General features: G+C 33.1%; 16 protein-coding genes and 2 pseudogenes. 14 read left to right on the top strand and 4 right to left on the bottom strand.

The features are described 5' to 3' along the window. Positions 1–405 precede the first annotated feature (405 nt). Positions 406–3,858 (top strand): pyruvate carboxylase, encoded by a 3,453-nt coding sequence (locus tag H0I26_RS08150; RefSeq protein ID WP_218701780.1) that lies wholly within the window; start codon positions 406–408, stop codon positions 3,856–3,858. A gap of 514 nt (positions 3,859–4,372) precedes the next feature. Continuing rightward, on the top strand, positions 4,373–4,804 hold the full coding sequence (locus H0I26_RS08145; RefSeq protein WP_218701779.1) for a hypothetical protein: 432 nt from the start codon (positions 4,373–4,375) through the stop codon (positions 4,802–4,804). Positions 4,805–5,091: 287 nt separating this feature from the next. On the opposite strand, the gene H0I26_RS08140 is transcribed toward H0I26_RS08145, so the two are convergent. After that, positions 5,092–5,688 (bottom strand): NAD(P)H-dependent oxidoreductase, encoded by a 597-nt coding sequence (locus H0I26_RS08140; protein ID WP_218701778.1) that lies wholly within the window; start codon positions 5,686–5,688, stop codon positions 5,092–5,094. A 93-nt stretch (positions 5,689–5,781) separates the two neighbouring features. On the opposite strand from H0I26_RS08140, the gene H0I26_RS08135 reads away from it, so the two are divergent. Continuing rightward, complete coding sequence (locus H0I26_RS08135; RefSeq protein ID WP_218701777.1) at positions 5,782–6,684, top strand: LysR family transcriptional regulator; 903 nt, start codon at positions 5,782–5,784, stop codon at positions 6,682–6,684. Between the two features lie 356 nt (positions 6,685–7,040). Continuing rightward, the gene (locus tag H0I26_RS08130) at positions 7,041–8,153 is read left to right on the top strand and encodes a TIGR02391 family protein (protein ID WP_218701776.1); all 1,113 of its coding nucleotides are present in this window, start codon (positions 7,041–7,043) and stop codon (positions 8,151–8,153) included. A gap of 877 nt (positions 8,154–9,030) precedes the next feature. Here H0I26_RS08130 and H0I26_RS08125 read toward each other — a convergent pair. Continuing rightward, a pseudogene (locus H0I26_RS08125) lies at positions 9,031–9,282 on the bottom strand (IS110 family transposase); the annotation flags it as partial. Between the two features lie 21 nt (positions 9,283–9,303). Between H0I26_RS08125 and H0I26_RS19910 the strand changes: the two are divergent. The 10 genes and pseudogenes from H0I26_RS19910 to H0I26_RS08075 form a co-directional block, all read left to right on the top strand. Next, positions 9,304–9,486 (top strand): annotated as a pseudogene (locus H0I26_RS19910) (integrase core domain-containing protein); the annotation flags it as partial. Between the two features lie 41 nt (positions 9,487–9,527). Then, positions 9,528–10,145, top strand: coding sequence for a tetratricopeptide repeat protein (locus H0I26_RS08115; protein ID WP_218701775.1), 618 nt, complete (start codon positions 9,528–9,530; stop codon positions 10,143–10,145). Positions 10,146–10,407: 262 nt separating this feature from the next. After that, the gene (locus H0I26_RS08110) at positions 10,408–11,004 is read left to right on the top strand and encodes a hypothetical protein (protein WP_218701774.1); all 597 of its coding nucleotides are present in this window, start codon (positions 10,408–10,410) and stop codon (positions 11,002–11,004) included. Positions 11,005–11,063: 59 nt separating this feature from the next. Further along, the gene (locus H0I26_RS08105; protein ID WP_218701773.1) at positions 11,064–11,324 is read left to right on the top strand and encodes a hypothetical protein; all 261 of its coding nucleotides are present in this window, start codon (positions 11,064–11,066) and stop codon (positions 11,322–11,324) included. Positions 11,325–11,374: 50 nt separating this feature from the next. Further along, entirely contained in the window at positions 11,375–11,620 is a 246-nt protein-coding gene (locus H0I26_RS08100) for a hypothetical protein (protein WP_218701772.1), read from the top strand. Further along, complete coding sequence (locus tag H0I26_RS08095; RefSeq protein WP_218701771.1) at positions 11,620–12,684, top strand: DUF692 family multinuclear iron-containing protein; 1,065 nt, start codon at positions 11,620–11,622, stop codon at positions 12,682–12,684. Before H0I26_RS08100 ends, H0I26_RS08095 begins: the two co-directional genes overlap by 1 nt. A gap of 242 nt (positions 12,685–12,926) precedes the next feature. Next, positions 12,927–14,696 carry a leucine-rich repeat domain-containing protein gene (locus tag H0I26_RS08090; protein ID WP_218701770.1) on the top strand — a complete coding sequence of 590 codons (1,770 nt, stop codon included), beginning with the start codon at positions 12,927–12,929 and terminating at the stop codon, positions 14,694–14,696. 5 nt (positions 14,697–14,701) lie between these two features. After that, complete coding sequence (locus tag H0I26_RS08085; protein WP_218701769.1) at positions 14,702–15,265, top strand: Crp/Fnr family transcriptional regulator; 564 nt, start codon at positions 14,702–14,704, stop codon at positions 15,263–15,265. Positions 15,266–15,347: 82 nt separating this feature from the next. Further along, positions 15,348–15,740: an ACT domain-containing protein gene (locus H0I26_RS08080; protein WP_218701768.1), complete on the top strand. Its 393-nt coding sequence runs from the start codon at positions 15,348–15,350 to the stop codon at positions 15,738–15,740. A gap of 46 nt (positions 15,741–15,786) precedes the next feature. Continuing rightward, the gene (locus H0I26_RS08075; RefSeq protein ID WP_218701767.1) at positions 15,787–16,113 is read left to right on the top strand and encodes a DMT family transporter; all 327 of its coding nucleotides are present in this window, start codon (positions 15,787–15,789) and stop codon (positions 16,111–16,113) included. 319 nt (positions 16,114–16,432) lie between these two features. Here the strand turns inward: H0I26_RS08075 and H0I26_RS08070 are convergent, their stop codons facing one another. Beyond that, a complete protein-coding gene (locus H0I26_RS08070; protein WP_218701766.1) occupies positions 16,433–18,097 on the bottom strand; it encodes a tail fiber domain-containing protein in 1,665 nt (554 codons plus the stop codon). Positions 18,098–18,146: 49 nt separating this feature from the next. Beyond that, positions 18,147–18,617 (bottom strand): T9SS type A sorting domain-containing protein, encoded by a 471-nt coding sequence (locus H0I26_RS08065; protein WP_218701765.1) that lies wholly within the window; start codon positions 18,615–18,617, stop codon positions 18,147–18,149. Between the last annotated feature and the right edge of the window lie 87 nt (positions 18,618–18,704).

Genomic DNA, 18,704 nt, shown 5'->3' with positions numbered 1-18,704 from the left:
AATATCCTTCCAATAGCATCTTTACTAAGGCTTTTAATAAAAACAATATTATTTTGTAAAAAGACTGACACTATTAATGAGGACAAATGCACATCCTGAATAAAAAATGCACCTTGCCCCCAATAGTTGCCGTTTATACTCTTTAAACAAAAAATACTATGCATGCATTGTATTTTTCACAAATAAAAATTATCTTATAGCCTGTAGGCTAAAAAAGTAGGCCTTTCATTAATTTTAAAGCGTATCAAATACGCATTAAAAAGTGATATCGACTCTTTTTAACTTTAATGACCTTTACAATTTAGACGCCGTAGCACTATCCTTTTAAATAGTTTTTACAACAGTCTGCCAAAATCGTAAAATAACTTTGACATAAAAACAACACACACTAACACACACTATAAAATGAAAATCAAAAAAATCCTTGTTGCTAATAGAGGTGAAATTGCTATTAGAGTCTTACGGGCTTGTACGGAGTTAAACATTGCTACAGTCGCCATTTACACTTACGAAGACCGCTACTCCCAACACAGAAATAAAGCTGATGAGTCCTATCAAATTGGCGAGAATAACCAGCCTTTAAAACCATATTTAGATATGGATGGCATTATAGATTTGGCAAAATCTAAACAGGTCGATGCAATACATCCAGGTTACGGATTTTTATCAGAAAACTCAGAGTTTGCTAGACGATGTGCTAAAAATGATATCATTTTTATTGGACCAGATCCAGAAGTGATGGATGCTTTAGGCGACAAAATCACTGCTAAAAAAATAGCCGCACAATGTCAAGTACCTATTATCGAAAGTAACACCAAAGCACTCACCTCTTTAAAAGTGGCAATATCTCAAGCCGAAAGTATTGGGTATCCTTTAATGCTAAAAGCGGCTTCTGGTGGTGGTGGACGCGGCATGCGTATTATTAGATCTGCCGAGGATTTAGAAACCAACTTTGACTCGGCTCGTAATGAGTCATTAAACGCCTTTGGCGATGACACCATGTTTTTAGAAAAATATGTCGAAAACCCTAAACATATTGAAGTTCAAATTGTAGCGGACAGACATGGTAACATTCGCCATTTATTTGAAAGAGATTGCTCCGTGCAACGTCGTCATCAAAAAGTAGTAGAAATTGCGCCCTCTTTTAATGTATCTACCAAAGTAAAAAAAGCCCTTTACAAATATGCAGTCGCGATAGCAACCAAAGTAAGCTATAACAATATTGGTACTGTAGAGTTTTTAGTAGATCAAGAAGACAATATTTATTTTATTGAAGTCAACCCAAGAATACAAGTAGAACATACGGTTACCGAAATGGTGACAGGTATAGACCTTGTAAAAACACAAATATTTATTGCTGGAGGTTATAAATTATCTAGTGAGCAAATTAAAATATATGGCCAAGAGACATTAGCAACCTACGGGTTTGCTTTACAATGCAGACTAACCACAGAAGACCCAGAAAACAACTTCACACCAGACTATGGTAATGTAACGACCTATAGAAGTGCCTCAGGAATGGGGATTCGTTTAGATGCTGGAAGTATTTACCAAGGGTATCAAGTCAGTCCGTTTTTTGACTCGATGTTAGTCAAAGTATCGTCTCATGGAAGAACGTTAGATGGGGCCACACGTAAAATGGTTCGTGCTTTAAAAGAATTTAGGATTAGAGGCGTTAAAACAAACATTCACTTTTTGCAAAATGTTATTCAACATCCCACTTTTAAAAATGGGAAGGTCACGGTTAATTTTATTCAGAACACCCCTGCACTATTCAAAATAAAATTACCACAGGATAGAACCTCTAAGGTGGTTAAGTTTTTAGCAGAAGTTATCGTTAACGGAAATTCTGATGTCAAAAATATTGACGACAATAAAGTCTTCAGAACCCCTAAAGTACCAAAGTTTAGTTTAGCAGATCCCTATCCAAAAGGAACAAAAGATTTACTGACAGAGCTAGGTCCAGAACAATTTTGCGCCTGGTTAAAAGACGAGAAAAAGATTCATTTTACGGACACCACCATGCGTGATGCGCATCAATCGTTATTAGCGACAAGAATGCGAACGTTTGACATGCTTAAAGTTGCAGAAAGTTTTGCAAAAAACCATCCAAACACCTTTAGTATGGAAGTTTGGGGTGGTGCCACCTTTGATGTTTGCTTACGTTTCTTGCACGAAAGTCCTTGGACCCGTTTAAGAGAATTGCGTAAAGCAGTACCAAACATATTATTCCAAATGTTACTACGTGGTTCTAACGGTGTGGGATATAAAGCATATCCAGATAATTTGATCGAGAAATTTGTTGAAAAATCGTGGGAGAATGGTGTTGATATTTTCAGAATATTCGATTCTTTAAACTGGGTAAAAGCAATGGAACCAAGTATTAGTTATGTGCGTAACAAAACAGGTGGAATTGCAGAAGCCGCCTTAAGTTATACAGGGGATATATTAGATGTAAACGAAACAAAATACAATCTAAAATATTATACACAGCTAGCTAAAGACTTAGAAAATGCTGGGGCACATATGATTGCTATAAAAGACATGGCAGGTTTATTAAAACCATACGCCGCAACAGAACTGGTGGCTGCTTTAAAAGACACCGTAAAGGTGCCCATACATTTACATACACACGATACCTCATCATTGCAAACTGCAACCTATTTAAAAGCTATTGAAGCCGGCGTTGATGTGGTTGATGTGGCATTAAGTGGTTTATCTGGATTAACGTCGCAACCAAACTTTAATGCCACTGTAGAGATGATGAAAGGCCAACCAAGAGCACACGCTTTTGATATGCCTAAACTAAATCAGTTTTCTAACTTTTGGGAAGACACTCGCGAATTGTATTATCCATTTGAATCAGGCTTAAAAGCAGGAACGGCTGAGGTTTTTGAACATGAAATTCCAGGTGGACAATACAGTAACTTACGTCCCCAAGCCACTGCTTTAGGATTAGCGGATCGTTTTGATGAGGTTAAAAAAATGTATGCCGAAGTCAACAAACTATTTGGGAATTTAATAAAAGTAACACCAAGCTCTAAAGTAGTCGGAGATATGGCTATTTTCATGGTAACCAATAACCTAACCACAGAAGATGTTATGGAACGTGGCGAGGAGATTTCGTTCCCGGACTCTGTAATAAGCTTCTTTGTTGGAGATTTAGGACAACCCGTAGGCGGTTTCCCTAAAAAGCTTCAAAAAATTATTCTTAAAAACCGCAAACCCTATACCAACAGGCCAAACGCACATCTAGAGCCCATAGATTTTGATTTAGAATACAACGCCTTCAAAAAGAAATTCCAAAAAGGCTTTACGCGTGCTATAGAGATGGAAGACTTTTTATCGTACACCTTATACCCTAAAGTATTTGAACAAGCACATGAAAATTATAAAACCTATGGTAATTTAGCTTTAGTGCCTACTAAAAACTTTTTTTACGGGATGACACTGCGTGAAGAAACGCTAATCGAGTTAGAACCAGGAAAAACAGTAATTATTAAGTTATTATCCATCGGAATCCCTAATGAAGAAGGGATGCGAACTATCTTTTTTAAGGTTAATGGAGAAAACCGTTTTGTAGACGTATTAGACAAATCTTTAAACATTAAAATTGAAAAAAATAGCAAAGTAGATACCACCGATGATAACCAAATCGGTGCCCCTTTACAAGGCTCCTTATATAAGGTTTTAGTTAAAAAAGGACAAGAAGTACAAGAAAACGATCCTTTATTTATAATTGAAGCTATGAAAATGGAGACGACAGTCGTTGCCTTTAAATCTGGAAAAATAAAGTCAGTAACACTAAAAGAAGGGCAAATGGTAAAACAAAACGATTTGATTGTTACCATAGCGTAATAGCGTTTTAATATCCTCTTCATTTAAAAACCATCCAATTCTGGGTGGTTTTTTTGTTGCATAATTCTTATAATTGTACAAAAATCCAGCATTTATTAAAAACCAAATCACACTGTTATTTATGTAGTACCAAAACGATGACTGCACACATAAAAGCAAATAAAACTTAGCTTAACACATACTATCTAACGCCTATCAAAAAAACCATAAGCGCGTATAACAAGTCTCCAATAAAACGGCATGGCAACAACAAATGACCACGCAATCTCACAACTATAACCCTATTTTTTTTTAAGCCTTTACGGAAAACCGTAAACTAGATTATAGCAACTGTTGTAACTTGGCTTTGTAAAAAATATACGTAGTTCTACGTATTTCACAACAAAAAGAATAGTTGTAGGTTTGTGTACTAACGCATTACGCGATATTATAAAGAAAAAGTAACCATACCCTATCCTATTTACGGGATATCCGGAATAAAAGTAATTATATAACGAGTTGTAAGCCATTTTGAATGAAGAACAGTAAAGACAAAATATTAAATTTCTTATCCGAAAACAGAGAACGTCATTTTGACCAAAGAGATTTGAAAAAATCACTTCTGCCTGAACTGAATACAGACCAAATTAAACGACTGTTAAAAGAGATAATAGCTTACGACGAGGAATTAATGAGAGTTTATAAAGAAACCACCTCTAGTCTTCCTGTTCAATATAGTGGGTTAATAGATGATTTCTTATTAAATGGTGGATTTGAAAAAATAGAATTGGAAATAAATTCTAAATCAGAGTTTCTTAAAGAAAAAGAACTTTTGGAATATGATAATTTAAGGCTTCAGAAAGAAAATCTACGATTAGGAAATTGGGACATTAGATTTAGATGGTTAATTGCTTTAATAACATTTCTAATTGGATTTATTACTAAATGGTTTTTGGAAAAAAATTAAACATTTATAAAAATCATTACATCAGACACCACATAATACCTTTCAAATTCTATTTTATATTTGGAAGGTCTATTATTTATACTATACTACAGCGTTCCTTTCCATAAAACAAGTCCTTCAAAATTCTATTCCAACAGAACAACAAATACTTAAAAATGAGGTAGCAATAGCAAACCTCCTTCCAAGGACATAGGCACACATAACATTCTAAAATAAAACTTTAAACTCTTGTATTGACTAATCTTATACAATTCCGTTGTACTGCATTACGCAACAAAACCAGATAATTACAAATTAATTATTAAATCATTTAAAAAAGTACTGTAATTATTCAATTCAAAAGGAACATCAGCATTTTTTTCCATATCGTGAAAATGGTGTGTTGCTAATAATTCCATTCCTGTAAAAGCATTCATTCTGTGAAACCCAAACATAACACCTTCATCTACACTTTTTTGATTAAAAAATTCATTTTCTAAAGTAAATGCGGCTTTAGGTGCATTCCAACTTGTAGTCAATATATATTTTTTTCCGAGCATTAAACCACCGGTCCCATAATTGATGTTTGGATTTTTCCTACTTCTTCCATCACTTGCATAAATTCCATTTTGATGACCTTCCGTAAAAACTTCATCTATATATTTTTTAAATCCAAAAGGGATTTGGAACCACCAAATTGGAGTATGATAAATCACTATATCTGCCCACTTAAATTTTTCAACCTCTTCTTTTACGTTATAATTTTCACCTACTTGAGTAAACTTCACTTCAAATTCTTCAAGCGTATCAAAATAGGAAATAGTATTATTGAAAAGTGTTTCGTTAAATTTTCCACCAGAATGCGCAAATGGATGACTTCCATTAATTATAAATATATTTTTCATTTGTATCTTATTTTATTTGAGGCAAAATTAAAGCAATATTTATTATTGTAAAAATAATACAAATCATACCTTTGTATCAATATTTTAATAGTTATGGTGAATTTAGAATGGTACAGAACATTTAAAGAAATATATGAAAACGGAACTTTAACTAAAGCTTCTATTGCTTTATATGCGTCACAGTCTGGAGTTAGTGTACACTTAAATGCCTTAGAATCTTATGTTGGTAAAAAACTATTTGAACGTACTTCGAGAAAAATGATTCCAACAGAGGATGGGAAATTTTTATACGAATATATTATTGAATCTTTAAAAAAACTTGAAGTTGCAGAACAGCATTTTAAAAAAACAACTCAAGAAAAAAATCCATCTCTAAACATTGGAATGTGTTCAGAAATGTTCCAACTAATTATTGAGCCTGAAATCCCCAAATTAGACTTTGACCTAGTAGCTAGATTTGGAGCTCATACAGATTTAATAAAAGACCTAAACAATGGTATTTTAGATTTAGTAATAACACCTAAAAAACAGAATGAAAAAAAATCATTAGTTGAGTATATTCAGTTTTCAAAAGAAAGAATCGTTTTAATAGCAGGAAACAAAACAGATACAACTAAAATACAAAACCACATTAAATCGAATAATTTAAGTAATTTAGAGGACGAACTACTTCAAAATGTTTGGTATAGTTCATCAAACGAAATGGAACATTTTAGACGTTTTTGGTTTGAAAATTTTAATAAGAAACCTGCTTTTAAACCCAACTATATTTTACCAAATATTACTTCTATTATTAGATGTTTAAACAATGGAAACGGACTTGCATTAGTTCCAGATTTTTTATGTCAAGAACAAATTTTAAGAAACGAAATAAATTTAGTTTGGGAAGGAAAAGTAAAAACGGAAAACACCTTATATTTTGCATCAAGAACAGATTTGAAATACAAAAAGGAATTAGATACAATTAGGAATATATTTACATCAAAAATGAAATAAACACCGTGCAATCGAGTAAACGACTCCGACTAATATAGTCGGAGTGCGCCTCTCAAAACACTACACATAAACAACATTGTCCTAACAACCCACGGTATAATCTCACAACTAAAATCCTTTTTTTTTTAAGCCTTTACGGAAAACCGTAAACTAGATTATAACAACTGTTGTAACTTGGCTTTGTAAAAAACATACGTAATTATACGTATTTCACAACTATAAGAATAGTTGTAGGTTTGTGTAATACCGCATTACGGGATATTAGGAATAAAAAGTAACCATAACCTGTCCTATTTACGGGATATCAGGAATAAAAGTAATTATATAACGAGTTAGGCATAATTAAAGACATCTAAATGGAACACATAAAACAACATATTGAAGAACGTCTTTGGGAGTTTATAAAAAGAAGTTATAATTCGGAGGATTATAAAACAGCCATACTTGATTCCATTCAATTCATTGGAGATATAATTCGAGAAAAATCTGGATTAGACAACGATGGAAATCAATTAATTGGTGGAGCACTTGGCGGAACCAATCCAAAAATTAGGTTAAATAAATTAAAAACTGAATCTGAAAAGAATATCCAAAAGGGTATTGAAAGTATCTTACGTGGAATTTATTCAGCTTATAGAAACCCAAGAAGTCATTCAAAAATTAACGATAGTGAACAAGATGCATTTGAAATAATAATTTTTATTAATCACCTTTTAAAATTAATCGATAAATCAAAAGGAAAATTCACAACTGAACTTTTCTTGAAGAGAGTTTTTGACAATGATTTTGTTCAAACGAAACAATATGCAAATTTATTAATAAAAGACATCCCAAAAAACAAAATATTCGAAATAGCAATAGAAATATTTAGACAAAAAGAAAACGGTAAAGTAGCTATTATTAAACTCATTTGGGAAGCATTAAAAGATTTATTAAGCGAAGAAGAAAATGTTGAGATCTTGAAATTGGTCTCGGAAGAATTAAGATTTACGGATTCATTAAAAACAGTAATTAGATGTATTGCGTTATTCGAATCGCAATGGACAAAAATAGATGAAGATTCAAGGTTAAGAGCTGAAAATAAATTAATACAACTAATTCCAGATGCTGAAAAGGATTATCACGGAATAACAAATGAAGCTGGAGTTTATGCTTCGTGGTTTACCTCTATTATTAAAGTATCATTATTAAGAAACTTAGTTGCTGACAAAATTTATAATTCTTTAGATTCACGGTACGAAGAAAAACAGAGATTTGTAATTGATTTTTTCGGTTATCATATTGATAGTTTAGAAGATGATTTGTTTTTGACTTCATTTAAAGATGTTCTGAAAAAAGAATTGGATGATGGAAATAGAATAATTTACGATTGGGTTTCAAAATATTACGGAAAGGAGAAAGATTCTGATTTTAAAAAAGAACTTGAAAATTTTGTAGAGAAAAGACCAGAAGATGATTTACCTTTCTAAAAAACTATGCCCAACATCGTATAAAATAATGCGTAGTTTAGTGCTTAATCGAAGAACAGTGCTATTTTGTTACGTCTGATTTTCCTTCGGAAAATCCTCGCACACAAAACCGCACTATTCTTATACGTAACCGTTGCCTACAATATCGCCAATGACACTTGAGGAAAATATAAATAATCAGAACATTGAACTTTGGAATGAATTAAAATCTCAATTTGATTTCAAACTTATATATTCCGAAAATGAAATTTCTTGGAGAGTAAATAACGAAAAAAGACCAATCGAAATTTACACCTCAAGTAAAACACCAGATATCCCTTCTTTTACGCACGAACTTTTACACGTATATATAGAATCAAAAGGAATGTCATCTGACAGAGAACTTCTAAACAGTATGTACGGAACCGACTCTTTTCAGATTTTGACAACGAATGCTCTATTTGCAAGAATTCATAATTATTGTTGTCATACAAAAATGTTCCCTTATTTTGTCGAAATGGGATTTGAGGAAAGTTCATTTATTGCAGACAGAATCAAATTTTCAAATTCGAGTTACTATATTTTACGAATTATGTTTCTATTAAAAAAAAACAAGAGCACTCGCTGTAACTGATTTTATCGGACATTCAATGGCTTTGTTTAATGACAATGAAACAGCTAACCGAAAGAGCACATTAAAAAGTCTGAATAAATTAAAAAAATTAAATCCTTCATTGTTCAAAATTGTTGAGAATTTTAACAATCGTTGGAGAAATTCGAACGACTTCAATCTTGCTGAACACTTTCAAAAATTTGATAATGAACTAAATGACTGGTTAATTGAAAATAAAATACTGTAGGAAACAAAGTACTGTGTTAAAAAACAAGTAAAATTTCATTAATTTTTCACTAACGTACTTTTATAGTCTTTATCAAATATTAACCCTGATTTAGCAATAGCAAATGCCTGTTTTAATAGCTTATTACAAACCGCTATTAAGGCTGTTTTTTTGCTTTTTCCTTTAGCGAATAATCGCTCATAAATTGCTTGACATGCTTTGTTGTATTTACAAGCGTTAAAAGGGCACCTAAATAATAAATTTTTAAGTTTTTGAGTGCCCATTTTACTAATTCGTGGTCGCCCTTTTACTAAAAAAATCAATGTTACGAAAACGCCATAGCAGAACGTGTAAAAGGCATCTTAAAAGATGAGTTCTATCTAGATCAAACCTTAGACAACGTGGTACACGCACATAGAGCTGCAAAAAATGCAATTAATTTATACAACGAAGTAAGATTACATTTATCTTTAGATTATAAAACACCTAATATGGAATATAAATTATCAGCTTAAATTCAATTTTAACCTGTAGCCATATTTCAGGACTAGACATTATGAAGAATATACTAATAACGTTGATAACCTTATCTTTTCTAAATTGTAAATCAGATTCTGAAAAGACTATTTCAAAACAATCGAAAGACACAACGATATTTTATAAAAATCAATATGACAAAGGTTGGATGAAAGACTCAATTGCTTCAGTCACTTTTGACCTAGCTTCTGACCAATACGTGAAAGGAAACTTTGAAAAAGCGAAAAAACTGTATCAAAAAGCAAATAAGATTGAACCAAATAATAATATTATTCTTAATGCTTTAGGTGATATTTCAGCAGATTTAAAAAATTTAAATGAATGTGTTATGTATTTCGAAAAATCATTAAAAATTGATAGTACAAATACTTCGACCTATATGAACTTCGGAACTGCGTACAATAAACTTTTAAAATTTGACAAGTCAATTGAAGTTTTAAAAAAGGGACTCAATTTTGAAGACATACAAGAAAGAAAGGGATATTTTTATTACAATTTAGCAAACTCATATTATAAAAAAGAAGATTATAAAGTATCCTCTGAATTCTCTAATAAAGCACTGAAAATTGTAAAAGAGCCTGCTGTGAGAGAAGACATTATTGAATTGCAGAATATTTTATTAAAATTAAGTAACTAATTACAATCGAGTAGACGGCTCCGACTAAAATAGCCGGAGTGCGCCTCTCACACCACCGCACGTAAGCAACTACGTTAGTCCTTTCGCCTCTATTGCTATAAGCAATAGCACTCAGGAACGTATACGGCGGTTCACCAAATTGAAGTTTGCTTATTATTAATATAATCTTACAAAGGTTTATACCCTTTTCGTTTAAGCCTTGAAGTTGTGCCTCATTAACAACAGATACTTAACACCATCCATTTTCAAAAACACTAAAAAAATGATTGAGTTTAATAAGCTTTTAATTTTTAAAATTATCTATTTATTGGTCGCCTACCTTGTTGTTTCCGACTACCAAAATCATGATTTAGCAATGGCTATTTTATTCCTACCTTATCTAACCACTTCTATAATAGTTTACCGCAAATTTGAACAACTTATGCGAAGCAAACATCACATTATACTATCCAAAAGTAATTTTAACTTTTGGAATATTGGGTTTGCTGGATTAGTAGTACTACTCTGTTTATTTGATTTGACAATTTATACTGGACTACTCCTTTTATCAGCTCTTACTTATTTATTCATTGAATATACCATTTCAAAAAGAAGAATTCTAACAATAAATAACAGTGGTATTGATGCATTAGGAAAAAATAAACATCGCAAACTAAAAGAAATAACGTCCCTAGAAATTTACCCCAATAATGTGGAATTTCGATTTAACAAAAACGAAATTTTACAGATAAATAAAAACGACTTAATACACCCAACTTGGACCGAATTTGTGGATCGTATCACTCATATAAACGCTCACAAACAAGAAACAACCACTACCCTATTTCAAAAAAAAATAGTTAACTTGTTAAACGACTAGTAGGATAAGCCATTATTTGGTTAACCTTGCTTACCAATTGTAATTAAAACACATCACCTATGAAACTTTCAAATATAGTAGTAGCCAGCCTTATAGCGTCTTCTGTTAGTGGTTGTATGGAAAATAAAAAAACAAAAACAGAGCAACCTATTGTCCATCAAGACTCGACTAAACGCAATGTGGTGACACCAATAGATAACGGAACTACAAAACCCAAAACAGAACGTGTCGCGGTTTCTAAAGATTCCGTTAATCAGTTACCAACACCTCTCGAACCAAAAATAAGGCATGATAATTGCCCCGCTTGTGGTAGGGGGTAGTCGAAAATCTAAACCCCGTTTTTCTTAATTTTGTAATAAAAAAATAACAGATGAAACTTTCAAACCTCGTATTAGCAAGTATAATAACCACATCGCTTAGTGTTACAGCGCAAGTAGATAGCACACAAACTAAAAGTGTTATTATAAAACAACACAAACCGGTCAAACCTAGCACACCTCAAACAGTGGTTGCAGCAGACTCCACCGCGTTGGAACAAAAAAAAATACTCGAGTTAAAAAATCTAAATAACAGCAGACGTACTATGGGCTATTGTCCTGCATGTGGTATGGGATAATGAAAAAAAACAAACCTAAATTAGGCTTATCTATAATGCCTAATCCAGAATTTATAGCAGCCGCACTACCTTTATTTGAAAGCGCTCAAGTAGAAGTTATCGAGTGGTCTTTTGATACTATATTGGATAAAAAGTACCAACCAGAATGGCTTCCGTTAGTATTAAAAGAATACGGAGATAATAACCGACTGCTTGGTCATGGCGTCTATTATGCGCCTTTGGATGCTAATTGGGGCCCTAATCAAGACAACTGGCTACAAAAAGCAAAACTAGAGACACTAGCCTATAACTATAATCACCTTTCTGAACATTTTGGAGTAATGAGCAGTGCGAATGCACATCATGGGTTTCCGCTTCCTTTTGATTTATCTGATACGATCCTTAAAATTGGTATAGATCGCTTAAAACGCCTTCAAAACACCGTTCAGCTAGATATTGGGATAGAAAATTTAGCTTTAGCTTCCAACGTTTCTGACATCTTAAAACAAGGGGCTTTTATTGAAAAACTAGTAGCACCGATTAACGGCTTTGTAATTCTAGATCTTCATAATATATATTGTCAATCCATAAATTTTGATTTAGACCTGTTAACCATCATCACCTCTTATCCTTTACATTTGGTTAAAGAGATTCACTTGTCTGGAGGTAGTTGGGACCATGCCCCTAACTTAACCAAACCCATTAGAAGAGATACGCACGATGGTCGCATCCCAGAAGTGCTACTTGACTTATTACCAGAAGTATTACAACGCTGCCCTGTTTTAGAGTTTGTTATTTTTGAACGACTAGGTGACACCTTTCAAAATGAAAATGATGGTCTTGAATTTAGAGCTGATTTTAATAAAATACAAGCGATTATAGACCACACTGCTTTTAGCTCAAACGCAAGGCAGTGGACATTAAAAAAACATGATTTAGGACCACCTTTAATAGATTTACCCCTGTTAAATAAACAACAAGAATTACGTGAACACATCCGATTAGAGACTGCTAACAACCACCCAGAATGGAACACCAACATGTGGATAACGGCTACTAAGCTTTACAAAAAATGGAATACATAAGTGTCGTTAACAACATATTGAACTGTAACTTTAAAGACAATCCGACGTATCAACCTCAAAAGTAATTCCCATTTTTTTAACCAAACAACCAAAAGACTTTACGATTTGCATGACCTATTTAAAAGCAGTAGTTTTAAGATAAGCGTATTTTTTTTTTAAAATTAAAGTTTAAAATAAAAGACATTCCAGAAGTTTACTAATGCAATCTTGATTATAATTGTGTTCTGATTTAACAAATGACAATGGCTTACCAAGCAACAGACAATAGTATTTTAGATCTATCAGGGCAATCACTACAAACGGTTCCTAAAAGCATTTTAAAAAAGAGGAACCTAAAAACACTTAATTTAAGTAATAATCAACTTACAGAGTTACCTGATTTTATTACAGAATTAAAATACTTAGAGGTCATTACACTTAGAAATAATAAGTTTAAAGTGGCGCCGGAACAACTTCTTAAATTGAGATATTTAAAAACCATATCGCTTTCTGAAAATCAGATTAAAAGTATCCCTAAATCCTTTAGTACGCTTTCAAATCTAGAAGATTTTGATATAGGTTCTAACCCTTTAATTGAATTCCCACAATGGATTGATAAATTGTATGCTTTAAAGGATCTTGGAATCTACGATCTTAAATTAGAAACCTTACCAGATGTGGTAACACGGCTAAGCGCTTTAAAAGTACTGTCATTAGATGGAAATAAATTAACAACACTACCTGACGCTATTGGCAAATTAAAAAATTTAAAAGAATTATGGGCCGAAGCCAATTGCTTTGAGTACTTTCCTGATAGTTTTGGTAATCTTATTAATTTAGAAAGAATCAATTTTGGAATTAACAAAATTAAATACCTCCCTGAATCGATTTGCAATCTAAAAAAGCTAAGCTACCTTAATGTTAGTGAAAATGAAATCCAAAAATTACCAACCAATATTGGTCAGCTTACTAGATTAACAAACTTAGATATTAGTTATAATAAAATAACAACATTACCAGCCTCCTTTTCAAGATTAAACACAAAAAAATTAGAGGTTTGGTTTGATAGCAACCCTTATAGTGACGCTACAAAACAACAAATAAAACGGTTATATCCTCATATTAACGATTCTGATTTAGCCCCCTCAAAACCATCCTATTCAGACGCTGTAATTGATGACAATGACAATGCGAAATCTACAGATTCACATTCAAAAAATATAAAAAAAGAATATTCGACGCTCCCAGTAGCTACAGTCCTAATAATTTGTATACTGCTCTTAATTGCTTTTTTTGCAATAGTATTAAACGGTGATGATCCCATAACAAAAGCCAATAAAAAAGCGTCTAGCGACTATAATGCGGTGTTTACCATTTTTAAGGCAAAGTATGACAGCATCCTTAAAAGTAATCCCTTTATTTATGTTTACACCAACGATACGACAGCACTAAAAGGGACTTTAAAACCTAATATAGACAGCTATGTAAACCCTTATGCGCCTTATTACTCCAATACACAATCAAAAACAGAAGCGCTAAATACCCTTTTAAACGATAAGCGTTTAGGTTATAATATTGTGCTAGATAATAACCGTGTAAGACTACTTCAAGCTAAAATATATGATTCTGTATTTACTAAACAATCACTAAAAAAATATAGCCTGCTTGTCGATTACAAGATGAGTGCTACTGAACTCAGAATCAAAAAAAAGCGTCGCTCTAAATATTCAAACTATAGGGAACAAGATAGAGACACGGTATTTAATTCTGAAAAAATAATACTGACTAGTACAGAGCTTGTCGACAGAAAAAGAAGTACAAGCATGAAACAACTCCTAGCGCCTAGCATTGATTTAGACAATAAAGACTACCATTTTTATTTTTCGCCACACGATAATAATGTCACAAAACAAGAATTTATTGAAGCAATAGACCATTTTAAAGCGATGTTTTTAAAGGCCGATTTAAACAAAAACACAGGCGTAATTAAAACATTGAGACTAGAAACGCAATATTTACAAAATGATTTCTAATACTTATGGAACTAAACCAAATTATTGATACGATATATCCACTATCAGCGACATCACAACATAAAATAAAAAAGTATATAACTGAAACCAAATTACCAAAAGGACACCTTCTCTTTAAAGCCAATACTGTTGAAACCAGTATTTATTTTATCAAAAAAGGAATAGCCAGAGCGTATGCCTATTCAGAAGAGAATCAAATTACTTTTTGGTTAGGAAAAGAAGGCGATCCTATTGTATCCATGCAAAGTTATGTTACTAATCAAAAAGGGTACGAGGATGTCGAACTATTGGAAGATTGCGAGCTTTACGAATTAAAAATAGACCAACTTCAAAAGCTATTTTTAGAAGACATCCAAATTGCTAATTGGGGCCGAAAATTTGCAGAGTTTGAGCTTATTAAATCCGAAGAGCGACTTATTGCCCTACAATTTAATACGGCTACCCAAAGGTATTTAGCATTGCTTAAAAATCACCCTAGCATTATACAACGTGTACAATTATCTCATGTCGCTTCCTATTTAGGCATTACTCAGGTTAGCTTAAGCAGAATTAGAGCAAACATCAAATAAATATCGTTTTTATCATTTGTTAAATAGTTTCTCTTTAATGTTTAAGACTTTTGTCCCATAGCATTATAAAAGCATTAAATAAATGACTGGAGAAACAAAGTTAGACGTCCTTTTAAAATCAATGAAACCTAAACACAATATAGGCGAATTTGTTTTTTGTAAAACAGACCATTTGGAACATATAAATTTGAACCAAATTATAATGACCTTTAAAGAAGACGAAAGTATGACTATAATTGCAGAAAAGTCAGTCGCAGACACACTAAATCTAGATTATTCTTTTGTAGCCTCTTGGATTACACTTACTGTACACTCTTCTTTAGAAGCAGTTGGCTTAACTGCTGCTTTTTCTAATGCCTTATCGCAACATGGTATTAGCTGTAATGTTGTTGCTGCTTATTATCACGACCATATTTTTGTCGACAAAAAAGACACAGATAAAGCGATGGCTGTTTTAAATGCCTTTTCAAAATAAAGATTATAAGTAACACAAACATTAAATCAGGACTTTTTATAAAAAAATGAATTGGATATTATTAATAATTGCCGGACTTTTTGAAGTCGCTTTTGCCACCTGTTTAGGAAAAGCCAAAGTAGCCACAGGAATTGAATCTACCTATTGGTATATTGGATTTATAGTTTGTTTAATGGTAAGTATGGGTCTGCTTTTAAAAGTAACCCAGCAGTTACCAATAGGCACTGCCTATGCTGTTTGGACAGGTATTGGTGCTGTAGGTACTGTTCTTGTCGGTATTTTTATTTTTAAAGAACCAGCTACATTCTGGCGACTATTTTTTATCATGTCATTAATCATCTCGATTGTTGGACTAAAAGTCGTTTCGCACTAAATAAATTAAAAAACAGTATTAAAAACAGGACGTAAATAAGATGGAGGCTCCTGCCCTACTTACCACGCGTTAATCCAGATTATAACAATTTAAAAGCCAGCTATTGCGATGGTTTATTTTTACAGAAAAAAAAAGTAATCAATTAAATATCAGATATATTTATATAATTTAACCATTCATCAACTTCTTTAAGTGACTAAAATAATAAAGCAAATTCAGGAATTTGTTATTATAAAGCTGACGTAATCAATATCCATTATTAAAAAAAAAGACCTTTTAATAATTATTAAAAGGTCTTTTACACATTAAAACACAGCGCTTATCTTTTGGATAACATTAATTTAATAGCTTCAATTTCAGCTTTTAAATTATCAATTTCAGTTTGTTGCGCATTAATTAAACCTTGCTGTTCTTTTGTTGCTTCAATTAAAATTGGAATAATTCCATCATAATTAACTACAAAATGTCCTTGGTCAGTTTTAGTAACTAATCTAGGAGCTACTCTTTGCAATTCTTGGGCAAGTATTCCAATTCCTAATTCAACTGGAGTCCCTTTCTTGATATCTTCTTTACTTTGCTTGAATTCATACGTATATCCTGAAAGATTTAACGTTTTTTCTAAAGCGTTATCAATTACCACAATATTTTTCTTTAAGGTTTCATCTGAGACTTGAGAATAAGCACCAGCTGCAGAAATTTGAGCAACTAATAGGTGTGTATCTTCTTCCCAAAATTGTACTAATTCACCATCTGCCGGAGAAATAAATATTATTTGATCTCCATCAGTAAACATTCCAGTGTCTTCTCCCGGGTTACTTCCCCAAAAAACTCCATTTTCTAATCCAAAATCATCTCCGCTTAAATCCGTACTGCCACCTCTTATTTCTGCATCCCCTTCCCCTGTAAATTCTATTTGATTATAATCTGTACTAACTGTAGACCAAATTCCACCATTACTAGGTAAAGTAACTGAATTACCTCCAGAAATACTAAGAACAGCTCCAGCTAAAGTGATATTTTGAATTTCATTGTCAGGATCAGAATCAGCATCATCTATAAGTGCTGTCAAATCAATAGTTCCACCACCGTCAGATAGCGATATATTAGGTGACGTAAAACTTAATGTTTGCGCGGTACCTATACCATCAGCTCCGTCATTTCCTGTTAGACCTTGCGGGCCTGTTGCGCCATCAGCTCCATCATTACCGGCAACACCTTGCAGGCCTTGCGGGCCTGTTGCACCATCAGCTCCATCATTACCGGCAACACCTTGCAGGCCTTGCGCTCCTGTTGCGCCATCAATGCCATCAGTACCAGCAATACCTTGCAGGCCTTGCGCTCCTGTTGCGCCATCAATGCCATCAGTACCAGCAATACCTTGCAAGCCTTGCGCTCCTGCTGCACCATCAACGCCATCAGTACCAGCAATACCTTGCAGGCCTTGCGCTCCTGCTGCACCATCAACGCCATCAACGCCATCAGTACCAGCAATACCTTGCAGGCCTTGCGCTCCTGTTGCTCCATCAACGCCATCAGCACCAGCAACACCTTGTGGACCAATAGGGCCAGGTGTTGAACTACCAGAAGTTTTTGCATATAATGCATAAGGTACACTCATTAACTGACTAGTACCTGTAATCGTGTAATTACTCCCTCCTGTTGGATCTGTTTCTGTTTTTATAAAGTACGCGCCAGCAGACCAATCTATAGTCGTAAAATCGCCACTTACAATACTTCCTGAACCTATTTCTAACGTTACCAATCCATTAATATTAGTCGTTGGATTTTGGGTTTCGACATAAACAGCTGTTCCTGTTGCTGTAGTTTCTAGTATGCTTATTTGCATACCTATCGCTTGGTTACTGACTAAATCGTCTGTAGCATTTCTTACCAAAGCTTGGTAACTCATCTTCTCTGGTGTCTGTGCTAATGTTGTAACAGTAATTAATAATGCTACTAAAAAGGTATGTAAATTTTTAATCATGATTTTTCTTAGTGTTATGGGATTTGTAAAAACTGTGTGTTTTAAATCGTTATTTTTTTATAATTTTAAAAGACTTTAATTCTTTATTATTTCGACTTAGTTTAAGAATGTAGGTCGCTACTTCCAAGTCTTGCATAGTAATTTGAGTTGTCTCTTCCGAAACAAGTCCTTTTAAAACGGTTCTACCTTGTATATCATAAAGCGCATAGCTTAAATCAGAAAGATTGATATCTCTTATAGCTAACACGACATAATCTGATGTGGGATTAGGATAAGTAACAGCTGATAATTTTACTGTTGTAAGTTCGGGATTACTTAAGGTAAAGAGTTCGATACTTTGTTGTACACCTTGAGCTACTGTACCATCTCCTGTAATAGTGGTGTATACCAACTGACCTACAGAATAACTGGATGAGCCTCCTACACCTGCAGCATCACCCCCAGATCCTGGAATAGCTTCTTGTGAATAAATTAATTGTGAAGCAAGTAATAGACCTGCTACCAGTGTCGTTTTTTTCATTGCGTTAACTTTTTAAGATTGCCATAAAGTTAACTTAAAAAAAACTAACATAAATTTATTAACATATCAAATAATATTATTAATTGA

The sequence above is a fragment of the Olleya sp. HaHaR_3_96 genome (genome assembly GCF_019278545.1).
In the GTDB taxonomy this organism is placed as follows: Bacteria; Bacteroidota; Bacteroidia; order Flavobacteriales; family Flavobacteriaceae; genus Olleya.
This window is presented reverse-complemented; position numbering and strand designations above follow the sequence as displayed.